This is a genomic window from Brasilonema angustatum, from assembly GCF_059505445.1.
This window is the reverse complement of the sequence record NZ_JCACKO010000132.1, coordinates 122,240-142,660: the sequence shown is the minus strand read 5'-3', so window position 1 is coordinate 142,660 and position 20,421 is coordinate 122,240. Positions and strand designations below refer to the sequence as shown.

The 20,421-nt window shown below is 43.2% G+C and carries 12 protein-coding genes and 1 pseudogene; 6 read left to right on the top strand and 7 right to left on the bottom strand.

From position 1 onward, the window contains the following. Positions 1-105: 105 nt before the first annotated feature. Positions 106-1,035, bottom strand: a complete 930-nt coding sequence (locus AC5JM2_RS23315) for a cobalamin-binding protein (RefSeq protein ID WP_495837197.1) — start codon at positions 1,033-1,035, stop codon at positions 106-108. 516 nt (positions 1,036-1,551) lie between these two features. Here AC5JM2_RS23315 and AC5JM2_RS23310 point away from each other — a divergent pair. Next, positions 1,552-2,760, top strand: coding sequence for an HlyD family secretion protein (locus tag AC5JM2_RS23310; protein WP_495837196.1), 1,209 nt, complete (start codon positions 1,552-1,554; stop codon positions 2,758-2,760). 256 nt (positions 2,761-3,016) lie between these two features. On the opposite strand, the gene AC5JM2_RS23305 is transcribed toward AC5JM2_RS23310, so the two are convergent. From AC5JM2_RS23305 to AC5JM2_RS23290, 4 genes are all read right to left on the bottom strand, one after another. Next, entirely contained in the window at positions 3,017-5,695 is a 2,679-nt protein-coding gene (locus AC5JM2_RS23305) for a tetratricopeptide repeat protein (RefSeq protein ID WP_495837195.1), read from the bottom strand. A 197-nt stretch (positions 5,696-5,892) separates the two neighbouring features. Further along, positions 5,893-6,333, bottom strand: coding sequence for a GNAT family N-acetyltransferase (locus tag AC5JM2_RS23300; protein WP_495837194.1), 441 nt, complete (start codon positions 6,331-6,333; stop codon positions 5,893-5,895). A gap of 96 nt (positions 6,334-6,429) precedes the next feature. Further along, complete coding sequence (gene pruA / locus AC5JM2_RS23295; protein WP_495837193.1) at positions 6,430-9,411, bottom strand: L-glutamate gamma-semialdehyde dehydrogenase; 2,982 nt, start codon at positions 9,409-9,411, stop codon at positions 6,430-6,432. A 56-nt stretch (positions 9,412-9,467) separates the two neighbouring features. Then, a complete protein-coding gene (locus AC5JM2_RS23290) occupies positions 9,468-11,177 on the bottom strand; it encodes a GMC oxidoreductase (RefSeq protein ID WP_495837192.1) in 1,710 nt (569 codons plus the stop codon). Between the two features lie 536 nt (positions 11,178-11,713). Here AC5JM2_RS23290 and AC5JM2_RS23285 point away from each other — a divergent pair. Together AC5JM2_RS23285 and AC5JM2_RS23280 are read left to right on the top strand one after the other, a co-directional pair. Beyond that, positions 11,714-12,421 (top strand): response regulator, encoded by a 708-nt coding sequence (locus tag AC5JM2_RS23285; RefSeq protein WP_495837191.1) that lies wholly within the window; start codon positions 11,714-11,716, stop codon positions 12,419-12,421. An 8-nt stretch (positions 12,422-12,429) separates the two neighbouring features. Continuing rightward, a complete protein-coding gene (locus AC5JM2_RS23280; RefSeq protein WP_495837190.1) occupies positions 12,430-13,521 on the top strand; it encodes a sensor histidine kinase in 1,092 nt (363 codons plus the stop codon). 23 nt (positions 13,522-13,544) lie between these two features. On the opposite strand, the gene AC5JM2_RS23275 is transcribed toward AC5JM2_RS23280, so the two are convergent. Both AC5JM2_RS23275 and AC5JM2_RS23270 read right to left on the bottom strand, forming a co-directional pair. Further along, complete coding sequence (locus AC5JM2_RS23275; protein WP_495837189.1) at positions 13,545-14,195, bottom strand: restriction endonuclease subunit R; 651 nt, start codon at positions 14,193-14,195, stop codon at positions 13,545-13,547. Between the two features lie 348 nt (positions 14,196-14,543). Then, a pseudogene (locus AC5JM2_RS23270) lies at positions 14,544-14,720 on the bottom strand (DUF433 domain-containing protein); the annotation flags it as partial. Between the two features lie 270 nt (positions 14,721-14,990). Between AC5JM2_RS23270 and smc the strand changes: the two are divergent. From smc to msrA, 3 genes are all read left to right on the top strand, one after another. Then, positions 14,991-18,662, top strand: coding sequence for a chromosome segregation protein SMC (smc, locus tag AC5JM2_RS23265; protein WP_495837188.1), 3,672 nt, complete (start codon positions 14,991-14,993; stop codon positions 18,660-18,662). Positions 18,663-18,720: 58 nt separating this feature from the next. Next, positions 18,721-19,713 carry a PRC-barrel domain-containing protein gene (locus AC5JM2_RS23260; protein WP_495837187.1) on the top strand — a complete coding sequence of 331 codons (993 nt, stop codon included), beginning with the start codon at positions 18,721-18,723 and terminating at the stop codon, positions 19,711-19,713. A 249-nt stretch (positions 19,714-19,962) separates the two neighbouring features. Beyond that, positions 19,963-20,421, top strand: coding sequence for a peptide-methionine (S)-S-oxide reductase MsrA (gene msrA / locus AC5JM2_RS23255; RefSeq protein WP_495837186.1), 459 nt, complete (start codon positions 19,963-19,965; stop codon positions 20,419-20,421).

The following is a 20,421-nucleotide window of genomic DNA, read 5'->3' as shown; positions in this document are numbered from 1 at the left end:
GAATTTTGAATGTTAGCGCAGCGTGCCGCAGGCAGCGAATGCGTGAATTGGTATAAGCCCCCTTTTTAAGGGGGTTGGGGGATCTTAACAAAACTAAACATAAGCCTACAAAACTTCCCAACCCTTTTGTTTATATCCATATTCAAAGATTTCTGGATGCTGGATTTCTGCCAAAATCTCTAGAGAATCTACAAGTCGTGGTCCTGGACGATTGAAAAAGGAGTTACCATCGGTGATGTAAACTCTGCCAGTTTCCACAGCATGTAACTTTTGCCATTCTCGATGTTGAGTTAATGGTTGAGCTTCTTGACGGGTGCGATTTAAATCAAAGCCACAGGGCATAAAGATGATGATATCCGGATTGCTAGAAATCAGGGTTTCCCATTTTAAAGTAGTAGAAGCCGAACCTGTTATGCTAAATAACGGTTCTCCTCCTGCTAAGGTTACTAATTCAGGAATCCAATTAGCCGCAACCATCAAAGGATCAGTCCACTCAATGCAAGCAACAGTGGGCAGGTGTTCTGTTTGGGAAAGATGTTGTGTTTTTTTGTCTACTATTTTCACCCGCGCTTGTAGATTTTCGATCACTTGCTGCGAATCTACCCCGAAAACGTTACCTACTCGCTGAATCTGATCCCAAATATCTTTAAGAACATTTGGCTGTAAGGAAATAATTTGAGCAGAGGTATTTGTAATGCTTGCAACTGCTTGTTCTACATCTTTTAGGCTAACAGCACAGACATCACATTGATCTTGGGTAACAATGTGAGTTGGTTGCAATTTCTCTAAAACATCTGTGTTGATTTGATAAATACTTAGGGCAGATTGCAACAGATAATTAACTTTGTCATGAATCTCACCACTTGGGGCGTTGCTATTGATACGCGCTTGAGTACAAACAGGGCGGTTTTGAATTTCGGGGGGATAATCACATTCGTGCGATCGCCCAACGATTGCATGCGTCAAACCCAAAGCTGCTAATATTTCTGTGCCTCCAGGGATGAGGGAGACAATTCTTACACTGTCATCTGTCATTCTTCACCTCCACGACAGCTCTTATCTCCTCAATTTTCGCAAAATTCTACAACTCAGCAATCTTTCTCTAGGTCAATGCCTAGAAGCTACAGGCGAAATAAGGTTATATTTTGAAGAAGCATTCAGTATTTAGAATCAACTTTCCAAGCAAACGGGTGCTCACGACTATCTAAACTAACCGGAGTGGTATTATTCTAATAGAATTATACTGATGGAATATTTGAGTTGATACAGCGCTTTTCAACAAGCGTCAAGTACACTACCCTACCCCTCCTATAGGGTTCCCTCCCGTTGGGAGGGAGAGGGTTAAACACACGTGTACTTGATTAAGTTGTAATAGGCTGTAAGTTAACAGGGGTGTATTGGTATTGTTGAATTCCTCATAGCTCTGCATGTGCAAGCGTTCGGGGAACAGTTTATACAATAAGAGCATCAATCAAAACGACTAACAAATAAATCTATCACTACCGTGCGCAAAGTAAGACTATTTATAATTTGTAATAATGAAGGTCGCTGATGGAACACCGAAATTCTTCACAACAAACACAGAGGGTTACAGGATTAGAGGGACAAAAACCAGTTTCAGAGGAAAAGGTGACAGCTATCACTACGACAAACTCTGAAAGCGAAATTCAAAAACCTGTACCGCGATCAAAACGCAATGCGCTACCGAAAGTGATATTAGCTGTGTTGTTAGCCGGAGGAGCGATCGCTGCCGGAATTTACGCATTCCGAACATGGCAGTATAACCAGCAGTACGCGACAAAGTATCAGGAAACTGATAACGCCTATGTCACCGCAAATGTTTCCCCTATCACTTCCCGCGTATCGGGAATAGTCACTGAAGTTACAGTTAATGATAACCAAGTGGTGTCTCCGAATGATCTATTAATGAAGATCGATAAACGGGACTACCTAGTATCTCTAACACAGGCAAAAGCATCTCTAGAACTAGCCAAGCAGCAAGCAGAATTGGCACGAGAAAGGCTCAATAGAGATATTGTTAGTGCTTCCGAATCTAACTCAGATCCAGCAAACAATAACCAAGCAAAACAGGCTGCAACTAATGCTCAGCAAAGAGAGATACATCAGCAACAGTATAAAATAGCGCTAGCTGCTGTTGCCCAAAAGCAGGCAGATCTCAAAAAAGCTGAACTTCAGCTATCCTACACCGATATTACAGCGCTAGTTCCTGGAAAAATTGGTAATAAAAGCGTTTCTGTAGGGCAGCAGGTACAACCAGGACAAACTCTTATCACACTAGTGCAGCCAAATCCTTGGATAATTGCCAACTTTAAAGAAACTCAGTTAGAAAAAATCCAGCCTGGGCAAAATGTGACAATTACAATCCCTGCCTTCCCTAATCGCACGTTTAACGGCAAAGTGGATAGTATGTCCCCCACTTCTTTTGGCAAGGTTGCCCTTCCCCCACAAGAAAATGCCACGGGTTATTCCAACCTTGCTCAAGACGTGCAACGAGTTCCAGTCAAGATAGTCTTTGAGCCTAAGAGTCTTCAAGGTTATGAATCTCGGATGACTCCTGGAATGTCAGCAGTTGCGGTTGTCGAAACTAATAACTCTCTTCCAGCCCAAAAAACACAGAATTTAACTCCCGCCCAAAAAGCACCCAATTCAACGAATCCCAAGGACACAAAGGATACGAAGAACGCGAACGACACGAACACACAAGAAAAAAAAGATAATCAGACAAAGGAAAGATTGTAACAAATTCCTGTATAAACAAACTGCGTTTGAGACAAGGAGTGAGGGAGTAAGGAAGCTAATCACGGGAAAATCTCAAAACCAAAGATGAAAATGTATTTCCTGACATCTTGCACCTCGGTGAAAAACCGGGTTTCTTGAAAATGACTAATCCTCAAACCCTATATTTTTGGTTAAAAAACCGGGTTTTTTTGGTTTTATTGAGAATGGTGTCAAGATCTGAGTTTCCCCTACACCCTTACACCCTTACACCCCTTTTTCAATACTTCCTCAATGTTGACAAATCTTTCGATGCTTTCACGAAATTGCCTTGCATAAGGGCAGCAACTCCTGAAAGCAGTCTGAATTCAGGAGGTAAATTGGGATTTTTAGCTAAACTCGGTTGTAAAGACTTTTCAGCGGCTTGTGGCTGCCAGCTGTAGATTTGAACAAATGCTAGATAAGCGTGAGCGTAAGGATTTTCTGGATCTAACTGAGTGACTTGTTTTAAAGATGCGATCGCACCATCCACCCGCCGCTGCAACACGTTTGCTAAAGCCAAAGCGTATGCCCAATCTCGGTTTCGAGTAAAATGTTGCAATCGATATTCTAAAGTCAGTCTTGCTTGTACCAAATAATCCTGAATTGGATCGTATTGATTAATACGTCCAACTTCATCAAAAACTTGAGTCACAGCTTCAGTGCCTTTGGGTAATTGAGCGCCTAAAGTCTCTAACTGAGTCACTAAATCCAATTCTGGTGCTTGTGTGGCAGGGGTTTGAGGATCAATTTGTAATGTTACTTTTGGCACTGAGAGGAGATAACTTTCTCCTGATAGTCTGTTGAGATAAATCGCCTCTAGGGTATAAGTTCCGGGTGCTACGGTAGAAGGAGGCAACATTGCCATCTTTTCAATAACTTGAAATGTTCCTTCGGGTTTTTTGGCACCAGGATGCATAGCTCCCATCGCGATACCATGGTCGTGTATCCAACTATCAGTGTTAGGTATGATCTGACCATTTTTATGCCAAGTTAGCAGGACTAACCCGTGTTGTAGTTCATCCCAAGAACCAGACCACTCATAGCTTACAGGTATTGGTACTCCTGGGGGAGCTTTTTCTGGTACTATGACTTGTGATAGAGCTATTTTGGCTTGTGAGTTTTGTTGAGAAGTTTGTCTGACTTGTAGTGTCGGCGTTTGTTGATGATAAAGCATGAGTTGACTGTTATCAGGCAAATTCCAAGACTTATTGAGTTGAAAATTCCCGCCTTGCTCAACAGTCTTTACCATAACAGCTTGAGCTTCTTTAACTGGTCCTTGATCACCTGTTTTCGTTACGAACCAGCAGAGCGATCGCGCATCTTGTTCGACAAACTTTTTTCTGATTCCCACCTGACGCCCGTAAACTTGAAAGTTTCGTAGCGCCCCGTAGTAATTAAAATTGTGTTGGTTAACTTCTACAGTTGATGGTAGTACTCCTAGAGTAGAACGCAAATACGGTTCTGTTTGGATAATTTGGGCAATAACCTGTTGATGAGGAAACTCTGCTTTCATATAAGGATAATGCGCAGAGTTGGGACTCAAAACTTGTGTCATCCAAGTACCAACAACACCTCCTACCGGAAACAGGTTGAGCAACATGAGTATAACTGCTAAACCAAAAGTACCCCAACGGACACGCTGTCCAAACAGACTGCGCCAACGCGTCAACCCATAAGCTAAAAGTACCGTCACCACTGGTAAATAAGGCAATACATAACGTTCATGTTTGTTAACATTCAAACATGAAAGAAAATATCCGCCAACGCAAAACACAAGTAACCATATGAGTGATGAGTTTTGCTGGTTCGCTTTGCTTGAGGCTATGGTTTCGAGTTTTGGATTTTCAGACGCAAATTTTGAACGCCCCCACCATATAAGTAAACTTACCAGAGGTACAAATAACAAAGGTAATGAAACTTGGTAAGGTAACTGATTCCAATAGTAAATCCAAGATTCCAGCTTATCAAGACCAGGCTGATGTTCAGCAATAGCAGAATCAATTGTCGCCCGCTTACCAGAAGTGAGGATGATAAGCCAATTCGTACGATACCAAGGACCAAAAATCAACACCGATAAGCATAAACCAGCCAGTAGTTGTAATAAGCGTCCCCAACGCCGATGACGTAGTGCACCCACTCCAAGCCAGACTATCGGCGTCAACAAAAAAAACAACGCCGTCTGCTTCACCATCAACGCCAACCCCAAAGTTAAGCCGAAGGCTGCAGCCCAGAACCATTGAGCAGGGGGAGCAGGGGAAGCAGGGGGAGTAGGGGAAGCAGGGGAAGCAGGGGAAGTAGGGGAAGTAGGGGAAGCAGGGGAAGTAGGGGAAGCAGGGGAAGTAGGGGAAGCAGGGGAAGTAGGGGAAGCAGGGGGAGAAAAAGAAGCAAATACCCCCTTGTCCACTGTCATTCGCCAAACACTCAGGCAAAAGAAACTCAAAGTTACGACTGCTGTCAAGGGATAATCCAGCAGAAATTCTAAACGAAAGTTATACAGAGCAGGTAAAATTTGGCATAGTGCAGCAGCCCACAAACCTACAGTCTCGCTAAATAGCACAGTGCCCAAACCATAGACTGAACTTAGTAAAATTGCACTAAAGAACAGCATCATCAGAGTTGCTTGATCTGGTCCGATGCCAAAGATATTCTGAACAATAGCTGTAACGATGTAAGTTAAAGGCGGTATTTTGGAAGACAGCAGCCAAAAACTTTGCCACCACTCCTGGTTAAACCACTGGGGATTTTGTAACGCGTGCCAATAATTTAAACTACCAGTGAAATAGTCTGCTTGATCCCAAGCAGGGACAGAACGATCCAAAGCAAACCAAATGCGATCGCACAACGCCCCCAATAACCAAATTATCCCAAGTATCAGTAAGTTTTTATATCTATTCCGCTTACTTTTGTCATTGCTCATGATATTGGACAAGTCTTCATAGCTTTTACCTCACCCCTACCCTTTTGCTTATTCACCAGAGGAAAGGATAGTGCTTGGGTGAGGTATAGATGCAGTAAGTGATTAACCAGATTTGATATCATAAGTTCGTATTTGCGCTTAAGAACTACTGCAAGCCATTTATCTCAATCAGTTATCAGTTGTTCACTGTTGACTGTTCACTGATTAAATTTCTTCCTCATTGTCACATGACGAATGCCAGCCTCTTCAAAAACCTCCCCCTCTTCCTGAAAACCCAACTGTTGATGCAAACCCTTGATATACTCTTGGGCATGAATCACAACTTCTGGAATATTCTTACTCGCTATAACATCCATTGCCTTTTCCATAATTTTCTTGCCAATACCATACCCTCTACCTACTGGTAAAACAGCAAGCCTTTCAATCTTCGCAGTCTTGTCATCCAAATATCTCACCCTCGCAGTTCCCACATACTCTCCATTTAAAGAAGCAATCAACTGCTGAGAAGTTTCATCTTCTCCATCAAAATCTAAATCAGGATCTACACCTTGTTCTTCTTGAAAAACAGACTTCCTGATTGCTTGAATTGCTGAAAACTCCTTATACCAATCAGCAACTCTAACGATGACATCCTTCATTCAAATCTCTTCGCGCCCTTCGCGTCTTCGTGGTTCGATAATAAAATAAGGTGGGCAACGCTGCCCACCCTACTAACTTACTTTAATTTTGAATTATTACTCAGCTCCCTCAATTGGTGCAAAACCTTGACGCTGAATATTTTCCGTCACCGTACGCGGTTCTGTGAATTGTAGCAGGTAATCTGGTCCCCCAGCCTTAGAACCAACACCAGAAAGCTTGAAACCACCAAACGGCTGTCGTGCAACGATCGCACCCGTAATATTCCGGTTAATGTACAAATTCCCGACTTCAAACTCATCCTGCGCCTTCTCAATGTGCGAAGGAGTTCTAGAGTAAAGTCCTCCAGTCAAGGCGTAGTTAGTTCCGTTAGCAACTTCCAGCGCCTCTTTGAAGTTCTTCACCTTAATCACCGCCACAACTGGACCAAAAATTTCTTCTTGGGCTATAACCCCATTTGCTGGTACATCCTTAAAGATAACAGGACCGATAAAATACCCATTATCAGGTGATGGCATTTCCAAAGCTACTTTTGCTTCTGCCTTACCTTTTTCGATATACTCACGAATGCGATCGCGTGCATTTGCATCAATCACCGGTCCAACTTGCGTACTCGGTAACTCCGTCTCCCCAATATTGAGCGATTTCGTCGCTTCCACAAATCGCTGCACAAAGGTATCATATACCGGTTCCAACACCACCACTCGTGAACAAGCAGAACATTTTTGTCCACTGTAACCAAACGCCGACTGCACAATCCCAACAACAGCAGAGTCTAAATCAGCACTTTCATCCACAATGATGGCATTCTTCCCACCCATCTCAGCAATCACGCGTTTCATATGCTTTTGACCAGGCTTAAGAATTGCTGCATCTGCATAAATCCGACACCCTACCTCTTGTGAACCAGTAAAAGCAATCACATGAGTATCCGCGTGATTCACCAAATAAGCCCCAACTTGTGAACCTTTACCAGGGACGTATTGAAAAACACCTTTAGGGAATCCAGCATCTACCAAAACTTCCGTCAGCTTCGCCGCAATCACAGAAGATGTTTCCGCTGGTTTAAGCAAAGTACAATTTCCTGTCACCAAGGCTGCAACTGTCATTCCCGTTGCGATCGCCAGAGGGAAATTCCAAGGAGAAATCACGACAGCAATTCCCCTAGGCTGGTAAATATAACGATTCGTTTCACCAGCTACGTCATAATTAAAACCCTGATCCAAGCGTTCCATCTCCGAAGCGTAGTAACGACAAAAGTCTATCGCTTCCGAAACCTCAGCATCCGCCTCCCGTACTGGCTTCCCAACTTCCAAAACTATCCAAACCGAAAGTTCCGCGCGGCGTTGTTCCATCAAATCAGCCGCTTTTCGTAATATCCTAGCGCGTTCTTTTACAGGTGTTTTACGCCAAGCAGGAAACGCAGCCTTTGCAGCTTGCATCGCTTGTTCGGCTTGTTCAACACTCAGAAGTCCTATCTTACCAACCACCTCACTAAAATTCGAGGGATTGACAGAATCGACAACTTGTTGTGTCTGAACATACTCACCGTTAATTAAAGGCAGATAAGTTCTTCCTAATTGCTGACGAACATTTTGGAAAGCTTGATTCGCCTCCTTCCTCTGCTCCTCCTCAGCATAATCTGTATCAGGCGCACCAACAAAGGATGAAGGATTTTCTGCTTGTCTGCTTGTCTGCTTGTCGTCTCCCACGACTGGCGGTGCTAACAATTCTTCTACTGGACGATTCTCCATATTTTGGCGCAAGAATGAACTATTCGCAGTATTTTCCAGCAAGCGGCGAATCAGATACGCCATTCCTGGAAGCAGTTCGCCATAAGGACAGTAAACTCGAACTCGATACCCCCCATCAACTAAGGCTTTTGCTAGTTTGTCGCCCATACCGTAGAGAACTTGCATCTCAAAGCAACGGCGAGGGACATTTAAGCTTTGTGCTGTTGCGATAGCATGAGCTTGCGATCGCACATTATGGCTACCAATCGCAGCATACACATATTGATGATTTTCAAGCAATAATTCAGTTATTCTTTCAAAATTTGCATCTGTTGCGGCTTTATCGTTATAAACTGGCTGTTGCCAATGCTTCTGCTCTGCTTTTATAGTTTCTTGATCCCAATACGCGCCTTTCACCAAACGAATTGTCAGCGGATAACCACGCTGTTTCGCCCAATTAATTAAGTTTTGTGTATCTTGCTCGCTATCGCGTAGATATGCTTGGATTGTTATCCCAATATCTGTACGAGAGCGAAACTCTTCTTCTATTAAAAGTTTTTTCAGGATGTTGAAAGTGATATCTTTATATGCATACTGTTCCATGTCAAAATGAACAGAAGCACCAAGTTCTTTGGCACGACGTAACAGAGTGCGGATGCGATCGCTCACCCGTTCTTCACTACCTGTAGCATCCAACGGGTCAAACTGCGAGTAAAACGCCGTTAACTTCACAGAAACCTGGACTTTTGGCAAACTTTGTCCATCAGCTTCGTCAATCAACCCAACTGGCGTCCAATTCTTCGATGCTTCCACCAATTGTTGCATCAAATCTAGATAGCGTTCCAAATAAGATTGAGCTTCTGCTTCGGTAATCACAGCCTCACCCAACAAGTCTACAGTGAAAGCCATTTTTTCCTTACGCAGTCGCTCAATTGTTTTCAGCGCCTGTTTAATGTTTTCTCCAGAAATATATTTATGAGCTAATGTTTCTACACCTGTGGAAACAGTTGTCGCCGCAACTTGTCCTGGCATAGAATCTGGATTAGCAAAGCCCAACATTCCCTTGAGGGCTGTGGGTAATTCTACGGATTCATCACCCAGATATTCTTGTAAATGGGCGGCAATTTCTGGTTTACTACGTAAAGCAGGAAGAGTATCAATAAAGCGAAACAATTGCACCCGTAACCCAGGATTGCTCATCGCCCAAGCTAACAACTTATCGTCCCAGCGCATTTGATCTCGCAGTGCACCAAAGAACGAACGATTCTCCTGTGTCGCGGCGAGAAGTTGTTTAGCAATTTCTTGGGTTTTTGCTTCGTAGGTGCTTGTTTGTACTTGTAATACCACTGATAACAAACTCCGTATTTGAAAGACAAGGCTTAATTGTATACAGCCCCTATCTTCTATTTTGACTTTTCCATTGTGCGAAGACCACTTCCTAAATTAGTAGTCCCGACTAATTCTGTTGACTTCTTAATCCAATCTGCCAAGCGAATAGAAAGTGCAACAATTGTCAAGGTAGGGTTAGCATATCCTCCTGTAGGGAAAACGGAGCTACCTGCTATGAATAAGTTAGAAATACCATGAACTTGGCAATTTTCATCAACAACTCCCTGTTTCGGGTCAATATGCATTCGGGTTGTGCCCATATGATGGGCAGTACCAGAAGGTATACCAAGTTTGGGAAGACCTTCTTTGTATTCGATTCTATATTCACCTAACCCAGAACTCGCAAATTCTTGAGCTACGATTTCTTGAGAACGCTGAATGTTAAGGGCATTGTCAGTATCCCACCGCCAGTGAAGTTCTAACTTTTGACAGCCGAGTGGATCTCGTTCTTTGCTCAACACAACTCGATTAGCAGGATTGGGCAATTGTTCCACTTGATGAATCACCTCGAAAACCTTAAACCTTTTTTGGTTGTTTGGCAATTCTGACCATCCGCCTCTGTGGAATCCATGCAGCAAGGACTGATGTTTAGTAGCAGCCAAGTAACTGGCAAGCATCACGTAATCGATACCACCGATGATATTGACAAACTCTTTGGCGGAAAGCAGCTGTGAAAATTTGCGATGAACAAGCGGTTCGGCTACAGCTTTGAATGACTCAATTGCCTTGAGTTGTCGCTTACTAGGTCGTGGAAACAGAACAGTGCTAATATTGACTAATTGCTCACGCCGCATAAGCTCTTGCGAGAGTTTGAAATAGCCCAACACTGGAACATCGTTCACACGACGTAGATCGTACAGAGGCATTTTGTTAAATAAGTTAGCGTCAGCAGGGATAAAATCGCCACCTTGGACTAAGGGATGATCCATAAAATATCTGCCGACTACATCGTGTTGGTTACCCAAGCCAGCCGTTTGCTGACGATTGGACATCAACAGCGTACGCGGATTTTCTAGTCCACCTTGGGCGAGTATAAACACCTTGGCAGCGATCCAAAACTGATTCCCTTGCAAAGAAGCAACCCGCAAACGAGTTGCCGTTCTGACAGACTCATTGGTTTCAATCTCAACTGCATTCAGGTTGAGCAAAACAGTAATGTTATCAGCTTTAATAAGTTCGTCGCGATACTCCTGGCTGAATACATTGCCACGTCCAAAGTGGAACACAGCAGTAAGTATTTGCTGCTCATTTAGGGGTAAGCGCTTCGCTTGTTCATTTTCCCATGTGTCAGGATCATAAGCAAATGGACCTGCTTGACAAACTGACTGGGCACGTTTGTAATACGGTTCCAAGTGCGATCGCTCAATTGGCCAACCGCTGTAAGGTAGCCCGTCTCGCTTCTCAAAATCAATTTCGTCCAAAGGGGCATACCGCACACCCTTTTGCCCTTTACCAATCTTAATCGCCCAAAGATTTGAGTTGCCTCCGAACATTCGATGTCGGATGTCTTTGAGTGGCAAAAAGGGATCTCCAACAGTTGATGCTTCAGAAAGCGCTTGAGTTTGTGGATCAAACTCAAGTCCGCCACTCTCCACAAGGCAAACTTTTGTTTTATGTCCAATAAATTCACGGGCTAGCGTGATTCCAGCTGCGCCTGCACCAACAATACAAACTTCAGTTTCAACAACTTGGTCTGCAGAGATTAAACGAGCGTCTTTGAACATATGAAGGTAGATGTCCGAAAAGGTACAATGGTTAGCGAATTTTTAAACATATACCACAAAGTATACGTATACAACTTTAAAGAGAACGACAAGATTCTTATATATAGCAATCCGTGCAGGAGTTGTGAAATTACTCGTTGAGGTAGGGAACGCTTAACGCTTAACGCTTAAGAATAATGTACAAATGTAGTTTGTTTTTAAGCGCAGAGCGCAGGCACTTTCACACAAATGAAATAGGACTGCTATAGATTATTCAATCAATTTGTTTCTCTGTGAATTTACACTTTGTAGCAAAAACGTAGCGAGCATATGTCAATCATGTGACGAAAATGTGACATTTTGCCGAAGATTTGTTAAAAGATATGCCATGCTTTGTGAAAAAGGTGTAAAGTTCTGTGACAAGACTGTTGAATATGCGCGCTTTTGCTAGTTAAAGCTAGCTTAAAACTTCGTCCTTAGATGATTGGTCAGATAAAGTGCTTTACTATTAATGCTTGGTAAAATAATGCTTAGTAAAAAAGCTCTTTATCAAGCTAATGGGGATTTTGATTGTTGAAGATGAAGTTGAAATTGCTCAGTTAATTCAACTGTATTTGGAAAGAGAAGGATTTTATTGTCGCCACTGCGCTGATGGATTAAGTGCGCTTCAAGAGTTTCAAGAGTATTCGCCTGAGTTAATAATCCTAGATCTAAAGATTCCCGGTTTAGACGGACTGGAAGTTTGTGCTCGCATTCGACAGCAAGCAAGCTATAGTGATCCTTACATCTTGATGTTGACGGCTAAGGGTGAGGAAAATGATCGGATCATCGGTTTATCGACTGGAGCAGATGACTACGTAGTCAAGCCCTTCAGTCTAAAGGAACTGGTAGCTCGTGTGCGTGCACTCCTACGACGAATGCAAGGTGATAGCAAGCAATATCACACTTATCGTACGCAACACTTTGTTATTGATATCAAGCAACACTCAGCCAACCGAGTTCTGAGTACAAACGAATTGACTCCTTTAGACCTAACGGCTTTGGAGTTTGAACTAGTAGCAACATTTATGAGTGATCCTGGTCGGGTTTGGCATCGAACTCAACTGATTAAGAAACTTTGGGGTAGTGACTTTTACGGCGATGAGCGGGTTGTTGATACTCACATAGTACGTTTACGAAAGAAGATTGAACCCGATCCAGCTAATCCAACTTTTATCAAAACTGTGGTTGGAGTGGGTTATAAGTTTGACGACCAAGTTATTTAGGACGAATTGTGAGTAAGCTTAGCCTTCTATCGCGATTACTGTTGTGCAACATTATTGTGATGCTAGTTGGATTAAGTACCCCACTCATTGTGGACTGGTTCTTTTCGCACCAACTGTTTGGGTTGGACTTAACGCTTTTAGAAGGACGACAGTTTAATGTGGGTACAACTGCCAATGACTTGATTGACAAGTGTCAGGTAGTCTGGAAGCAAGGAGTTTGGTGGTCAATGCTTCTCGGTGCAACCGTAGCAGGTAGTTTGAGTTACTTGTTTGCTAAGCGGATCGTACAACCTCTAATTCAGATGGAGAAAATTACTCAAAAGTTTGCTGAGGGGAACTTGAGCGCGCGTGTACCTAAGAGTGAAATTCCAGAGTTGAACCGCCTTGCTATAAATTTTAACCGAATGGCATTAAACCTTGAAGGGGTAGAACAGCGCCGTCGAGAACTCATGGAAGATTTAACTCATGAACTACGTACACCGTTGACAATCTTGGAGGGTTATCTGGAGGGTTTAGCAGATGGGGCGATTGAAGCAAAAGCAGAACTGTTTGAGCGATTAGTGGCAGAGACAGCTCGATTAGGTCGGTTGGTAAATGATACACAAGAACTTTCCAAGGCAGAGGGGGGATATTTACCCATCAAGATTCAACGGGTTGATCTACATCTACTTCTGCTCTCCCTTATTAAACGCTTTAGTGATCAACTACTAGAAGAAGGTCCTGTGTTGCTTTTGGAGTGCCCACCCAATCCTCCCTTGGTGTGTGCTGATCCTGAGCGAGTTGAGCAGATTCTGGTCAACCTACTTGGCAATGCAGTACGCTACACTGTCAATGGTTCTATCACTGTGCGAGTTTGGAGCGAACCTGCGAAATTATGGATTGCGGTGATTGACACAGGTCATGGTATGAAAGCAGAGGATTTACCCTTTGTTTTTAACCGATTTTGGCGCTCTGAGCGCTCTCGGGAGCGTAACCCTGGTGGTTCTGGAATGGGTTTAGCTATCTGCCATCGTCTTGTTAAGCTGCAGGGAGGCGAAATTTTAGTAGAAAGTGAGCTAAATAAGGGAACTATGTTTCGATTTTCGCTGCCTTTGGCATGATGTTGACGATGCTATTTGAAGCACTACTGGGCGTTATACTGTAAACCAATTGCTTTCAGCACTTGCACCAATTCACTTGATGATTCAAGACGAGTTATATCTAATTTTGGCATTACTTGATAAGTCGATGGATTACCTTGCTGGATATAGACAAACTGATAATCCATACCGTTGGTAGTCAATCCCCAAACGGACGTTTGATGCTCTAAACTTGTGTAGGCATAAGTGAACAATTGTGGCAATCCCTCTGTAGCATTCAAACTACTATTTTTAGATTCGATTACTAATATCCAAAAAGGTGTCGAAACTGTTCTTCCTTGCGTCTTATTAACAGCCAAAATATCCATCCGTCCTTTGATGATTGTGTCTTCATCTTCAACGGAGATGTCAGCAATATTTTCTTCTAAAGTTATCTTAATGCTGGGATGATAAAAGCCAGCTAACTTGATCAATGGAGCAAGGAAAAGAAATTTTATTTGTCCTTCGGAGATTTTCCCCTCTGAGTAGTATTCGCGAAAAATGTTGCGAATTGTCTGTAATTCTTGTTGTTCAAATTCTGTAAGCTTTTCTAAGAATAGTAAGGATGTAAATGAGTCATTATACTGTTCTTCAAATTTTAAAAGCTGTTGAACGTCTTTGAATCTTATATCGTTTGCATTTAGATTTATCAGCATAAGTTTATTATATTGAAACTAAGATAGCGGTTGGTGAACAATAAGGAGCAATATTTTCATCCAGCAGATATTTGAGAGTCATGTGTTTTTTTCATTGCTTCCCTTTCGGCTTTTAACTTCATCAGTTTGACGACAACTGGCGGAGGATTACGTCGCTGTTCTTCCCGCGCCCTATGACTCCACTCTAACCAATCAGCTATATAAGCGCTTACCGCTTCTTTATTATGCAGGTAAGTAGGTCGGCGTAAATAATTCTTCTTGGAATAAAGCAGGGAGCAGGGAGAGAAAGAGTTTGAGCCTTATTTACTTTTATTCACACAGTTTGGTTTTATTACACCGACTTACTTAGTAAAGAATTGTCGCATAAACCTGCTCTAGAGTAACTGATGGATAACTTTGGACAATTTCCTCTGGAGTCCGACACCGATGGATGAAATCATAAAGGATAGTTTCAATTCCTACCCTTGTACCTTTTACCCGGATATCATCGGGGCGTTGAAAGTTAAAGTAATCTTCTAGTTGCATAACTCACCTTATTATTTTCTACCCGTAACACAATCTTATATCTTTGCAAAATGTCCCCGTGGCAAGTCGTGAATGAAGCGATAGCGTCCATCAGTTTGCAGGATAAACCCTCGTTACGCTAAGGCGTCTTGGTGAGTCCAGCCCCCATCGTGACGGAAGCCGCCAAGACGGGGGACTGGCGAACCCGAAGGGCGGTTGATAATTTTCACGCTAATCTTTTGAGAGGTTTGTTGATACACTTGAACTGCACAAGCCCGGTAAAACAGCGCGATGGTTCATATAAAGCGCGTACAACTCACTAACTTCAAATCCTTCGGCGGTACAACGTCTGTCCCCTTACTGTCGGAGTTTACTGTCATTTCTGGACCGAATGGTTCTGGGAAATCCAATATTCTAGACTCGCTGCTGTTTTGCCTGGGACTTGCGAGTTCCAAGGGAATGCGTGCCGATCGCCTTCCTGATTTAGTCAACACGACTCAAACCACGAAATCTCGTTCCGCTGTGGAAGCTTCCGTCACGGTAACGTTTGATTTATCAGACCATGAACTGGATGATGAATTTGAGGAAATCTCCCCTGTCGTCTCTATCGTTGAAGATGAGGAAGTAGAGAAATCAGAGTCAGCCGAAGAAGAAAGCGAGGATGATAGAAATCGCAAAGAAAAAATCCGTGCCAAACCAGGTAGCGACTGGAGTGTCACCAGAAGGCTGCGAGTGACTCCGCAAGGAACTTATACATCGAATTATTCCATTAACGGCATCTCCTGCACTCTCACAGAATTACACGAGGAACTCGAAGAATTACGTATTTATCCTGAAGGTTACAACGTTGTCCTGCAAGGGGATGTCACCAGTATTATCTCGATGAACCCCCGCGAAAGACGAGAAATTATTGATGAGTTGGCAGGAGTGGCGGCGTTTGATCGCAAAATCCATCAGGCAAAAGGAACTTTAGATGAAGTTAAAGACAAGGAAGACAGCTGTCGTATTGTTGAGACAGAGTTAACTGGACAACGCGATCGCCTCTCCCAAGATCGCGCCAAAGCCGAAAAATACCAAAAACTCCGCGCTGAATTTCAAGACAAACAACAATGGGAAGCGGTTTTATCTTGGCGTTCCCAACAAGCACAGCAAGAAAAGTTAGCCACGCAAATTCAAATTGGCGATCGCACTTCGACTGAACTCACAACTCAACTCACCACCCTCAATTCAGAAATCACCCAAAAAACTGCCGAACTTGAACAACTCAACGCCCATGTCAAAGCTTTGGGAGAAGAAGAACTTTTGGCGGTACAATCTACCCTCGCCACTCAAGAAGCAGAACGTAAACAGCTTCAGCGTCAGCAAAAAGAATTAGAAACAGCCGCACAAGAAACCGTTAAGCGCCTGCAACAAACTCAAGAGGAAATTCAACAGCATCATCATTCTTTAGAACAACTCGCACAACAACAAGTTCAACAAACGCAATTTATCACCTCGCGACGAACCGAACGAGATCAGACGCGACAAGAATTAGAAAACTCCCGTGAAGCTGCTGCAGAAATTGCTTCCGCCTCAGAAGCTTGGGTACAACAACAAACAGCCCTGAACCGCCAAATTGAAACTTTACTGCAAACTCTTGAACCTCAACGCACAGAACAAGCACAACTGACAGAACGTAATAACCAACTCCAGCAGCAAATTCAAGAACAAACCGAACTTGTTCAAACTTTAGAACCTCAGCAATTAGAAAGACAAGCTGAATGTCAACAAGTTGAAACAGAATTTAACACTTCTGGCGAACCGATTCAAAATTTAGCCGAAACACTATCAGCTACTGAACAAGAACTACAAATCCAACAGGAAACCCAAAAGCGCTTGCTGCAGGAACAACGAGAAAAACAACGCCAATTGGATAAACTAGAGGCGCAACAAGCCGCACAGCAAGAAGTTCAAGGAACCCAAGCGAGCAAAATTATCCTCCAATCGGGAATGCCGGGAGTTTGTGGATTAGTTGTACAGTTAGGACGTGTGGAACCCCGCTATCAATTGGCTTTGGAAACTTCTGCAGGGGCGCGTTTGGGACATATTGTCGTCGAAGATGACAGCATAGCCGCTGCAGGAATTGAACTACTCAAACAAAAACGTGGTGGGCGAGCGACTTTTTTACCCCTGAATAAAATTCAGGCTTCCAAATTTACCCAAGATTTTACACTGCGATATGCGAATGGGTTTGTGGATTATGCTGTGAACTTAATCGAGTGCGATCGCCGCTATAAAGATGTGTTCAACTACGTTTTTGGTAACACAGTTGTTTTTGCAAATCTCGCTGACGCACGTCAGCATATGAAACTTTATCGCATTGTCACTTTAGATGGGGAATTGTTGGAAACCAGTGGTGCAATGACTGGTGGTAGTACGAACCAGCGTTCATCGTTACGGTTTGGTACGACAGAAGTTGCGGAATCTGAGGAAGTTTCTTCTTTAAAAAGTCGGTTAACTGATATTGAGCGAATTTTAGAACGTTGTAGTTCAGCAATTCATTCTCTTTCTACCAAAACAAAACAACTCACACAACAGGTGACGGAAGCACGACAGGCGCGGCGAGAACAACAACTGCGCTTGGAACAGTTACGCAAAGAGATCAAAAGTTTTACGACGCAATTAGAAACAGCGCGATCGCAGCTTTCGCAAAACACAGAAAAATTAACCACCGTCCAATCCCGTTTAGAAATTTTGGTTCGGGAATTACCTGACCAAGAGCAACAATTACAACAGTTGCGACACGCTTTGACTGAGTTGGAACAGTCCCAAACTCCCCAGGAGTGGCAACAAATCCAAGCAAAAATAAAAATTCAAGAGCAACAATTGCAACAACGGGAAACCGCCTTAAGGGAAGTAGAGCAAAGCCTGAAGAACTTGGAAAATCAGCAGCAGCGGTTGCAAGAAAAAATTACTGTTGGGGAACAGCGTATTGAAGAATACCATCAAGAGCAGATAAATCAGCAAAATCAACGTACAGGACTCAGGACTCAGGACTCAACACTCAGCACTGCAATTGCTGAGACTCGCGCAGCTTTGAGTCAAATGGAACAAAATTTGGGAGAGGAGAAACAAAAACGCGACGCAACAGAACAAGAATTGCGATCGCACACAATGCGTCAGCAACAATTGGAATGGGAAATCCAAAAACTGCAAGAAACCCAGCAGACGCGGCGAGAAGAACTCGCTGCATTGCAAACCCAATTGCGAACGATGTCAGGGGAATTACTTAGCCCTTTGCCGGAAGTACCAGATAAAGTCAATTTAGAAGAATTGCAAAAAGAATTGCGTTCTCTTGCCAAACGCCTACAAGCAATGGAACCTGTAAATATGCTGGCGTTAGAACAATATGAGCGCACGCAAAAACGCCTTGAAGAACTCACTCAAAAATTGCAAACCTTAGAAGGAGAGCGTACCGAATTACTGTTAAGAATTGAGAATTTTACCACTTTGCGTCAACGTGCATTTAAAGAAGCCTTCGACGCTGTCAATGAAAACTTTCAATCAATTTTTGCCACCCTTTCAGAAGGCGACGGATACCTACAACTTGACGATCCAGAAGATCCATTCAATAGTGGATTAAACTTGGTTGCACACCCGAAAGGCAAACCTGTACAGCGACTTGCTTCTATGTCAGGAGGAGAAAAATCTCTGACTGCATTGAGCTTTATTTTTGCTTTGCAACGCTACCGTCCATCGCCATTTTATGCATTTGACGAAGTAGATATGTTTTTAGATGGAGCAAACGTAGAACGATTAGCTAAAATGATTAAGCAACAGGCGCAACAAGCACAATTTATCGTTGTCAGTTTGCGTCGCCCGATGATAGAATCAGCCGAACGTACAATAGGCGTTACTCAAGCCAGAGGAGCGTACACCCAAGTTTTGGGTATTAAGCTACAATCTGACCAAACAAGTGCTTGAGTTTTTGTTAATAATAGTGTATAGATAAACCGGATTCGAGATCAGGACTCGGTACAGGATGACCTCTGAACAAAGTATTAGACGTTCCGATATTTTAAACACCCAGGTAATCACTCGTGACAACGGCAAGCGATTAGGAATCGTGAGTCAGGTTTGGGTTGATGTAGATCAGCGAGAGGTTGTGGCGCTTGGCATGCGAGACAACCTGATCTCTATTTCTGGGGTGCCACGCTATATGTATCTCAACAGCATCAACCAAATCGGCGATGTCATCCTTGTGGATAACGAGGATGTCATTGATGATGTTGAGGTTGAGGCCTATAGTAACCTGATAAACTGGGAAGTTATTACAGAAACTGGTGAAGTCCTAGGCAAAGTGCGGGGCTTCAAATTTAATACCGAAACAGGCAAGCTTTACTCAATTGCGATCGCTTCTTTTGGATTACCACAAATTCCCGATCAATTCTTGAGTACCTACGAGTTCTCAGTAGATGAAATCGTCAGCACAGGTCCCAACAGATTGATTGTTTTTGAAGGAGCTGAAGAACGGCTTAACCAATTAACTGTTGGTTTACTAGAGCGCTTGGGTATTGGTAAAGCACCGTGGGAACGTGATGCAGACGAAGAATACTCTAGCTACACTCCTCGTACAGTCACACCAGACAAGCAACTGCCAAGCGGAGTACCATTAGAACAACCTAAGCCAAAAATTGTTCGTACACCCGAACCTGTAGCACAAGAATGGGATGAGGACTACTACGAAGAAGAACGTCCTCAGCGTCAAGTTATGAAAGCACGGCAGTATGAGCCAGTGCAGTACGATGAAGACGATGAAGAAGACAACTGGAGTGAAGCAACAGGTAAAGACAAGTATCAAGCACAGTCAAAGTATGACTCTGGTTCTTACAACAAAAAGCCATACGATGAGGATTATGACGACTACGACGAGGATTTAGCTCGTGATGCTTGGGATGATGAGCCACCAAAGCCAGTAAATATTCCCAAAAAAGTCAAAGAGAGACAGCCAGAATACGAAGAAGAGGGATATTAATTTGTACTTCACTTCCTCCCCGCTTGCGGCTAGGAAGTCAAAAAAATCCTCGTTCCCAGGATTATGCCTGGGAATTTCTATTTAGTTTTCGCCAGACAGAACTGTGTACAGTTTATATTAAACGTTAAGAGTTGGGCGTTAAGCGTTCCCTAGCTCAACAAGTTCGTATGGCTCCGCCACGCAAGCTAACAAAAACCAAACCGGATTTCGATATGATCTCTAGTAAATAAAGAGCAGCGCATAACAGCAATGAATTTGGCGACGTTTGGGGCTGGTTGTTTCTGGGGCGTCGAGGCGGCGTTTCGTAAGGTAAAGGGAGTTGTTTCTACCTCAGTTGGCTACATGGGAGGGCATTTTCCTAACCCTTCGTATCTGGATGTGTTATCAAGGATAACGGGTCATGCTGAGGTAGTACAGGTGGAGTATGACCCACAATACGTAAGTTATGATGACTTATTGGAGATATTCTGGGATATCCATGACCCCACGACGCTGAATCGTCAGGGACCAGACCGAGGGGAACAGTACAGATCTGTTATCTTTTTCCATAATAGTCAACAGGAAGAAGCAGCCAAGACATCAAAGGCAAAGCAACAAAATTCTGCTAGATTTGATAAAAATATTGTGACGGAGATTGTACCTGCTCTTGAATATTATTTAGCAACACAAGAGCATCAGCAGTATTTTGAAAAGAAGGCACAACGTTGA

Coding starts and splice junctions, on each gene's coding strand:
- AC5JM2_RS23315 (WP_495837197.1), bottom strand. CDS start 1,035: ATGACAGATGACAGTGTAAGAATTGTCTCCCTCATCCCTGGAGGCACA.
- AC5JM2_RS23310 (WP_495837196.1), top strand. CDS start 1,552: ATGGAACACCGAAATTCTTCACAACAAACACAGAGGGTTACAGGATTA.
- AC5JM2_RS23305 (WP_495837195.1), bottom strand. CDS start 5,695: ATGAGCAATGACAAAAGTAAGCGGAATAGATATAAAAACTTACTGATA.
- AC5JM2_RS23300 (WP_495837194.1), bottom strand. CDS start 6,333: ATGAAGGATGTCATCGTTAGAGTTGCTGATTGGTATAAGGAGTTTTCA.
- AC5JM2_RS23290 (WP_495837192.1), bottom strand. CDS start 11,177: ATGTTCAAAGACGCTCGTTTAATCTCTGCAGACCAAGTTGTTGAAACT.
- AC5JM2_RS23285 (WP_495837191.1), top strand. CDS start 11,714: ATGGGGATTTTGATTGTTGAAGATGAAGTTGAAATTGCTCAGTTAATT.
- AC5JM2_RS23275 (WP_495837189.1), bottom strand. CDS start 14,195: ATGCTGATAAATCTAAATGCAAACGATATAAGATTCAAAGACGTTCAA.
- smc (WP_495837188.1), top strand. CDS start 14,991: ATGGTTCATATAAAGCGCGTACAACTCACTAACTTCAAATCCTTCGGC.
- AC5JM2_RS23260 (WP_495837187.1), top strand. CDS start 18,721: ATGACCTCTGAACAAAGTATTAGACGTTCCGATATTTTAAACACCCAG.
- msrA (WP_495837186.1), top strand. CDS start 19,963: ATGAATTTGGCGACGTTTGGGGCTGGTTGTTTCTGGGGCGTCGAGGCG.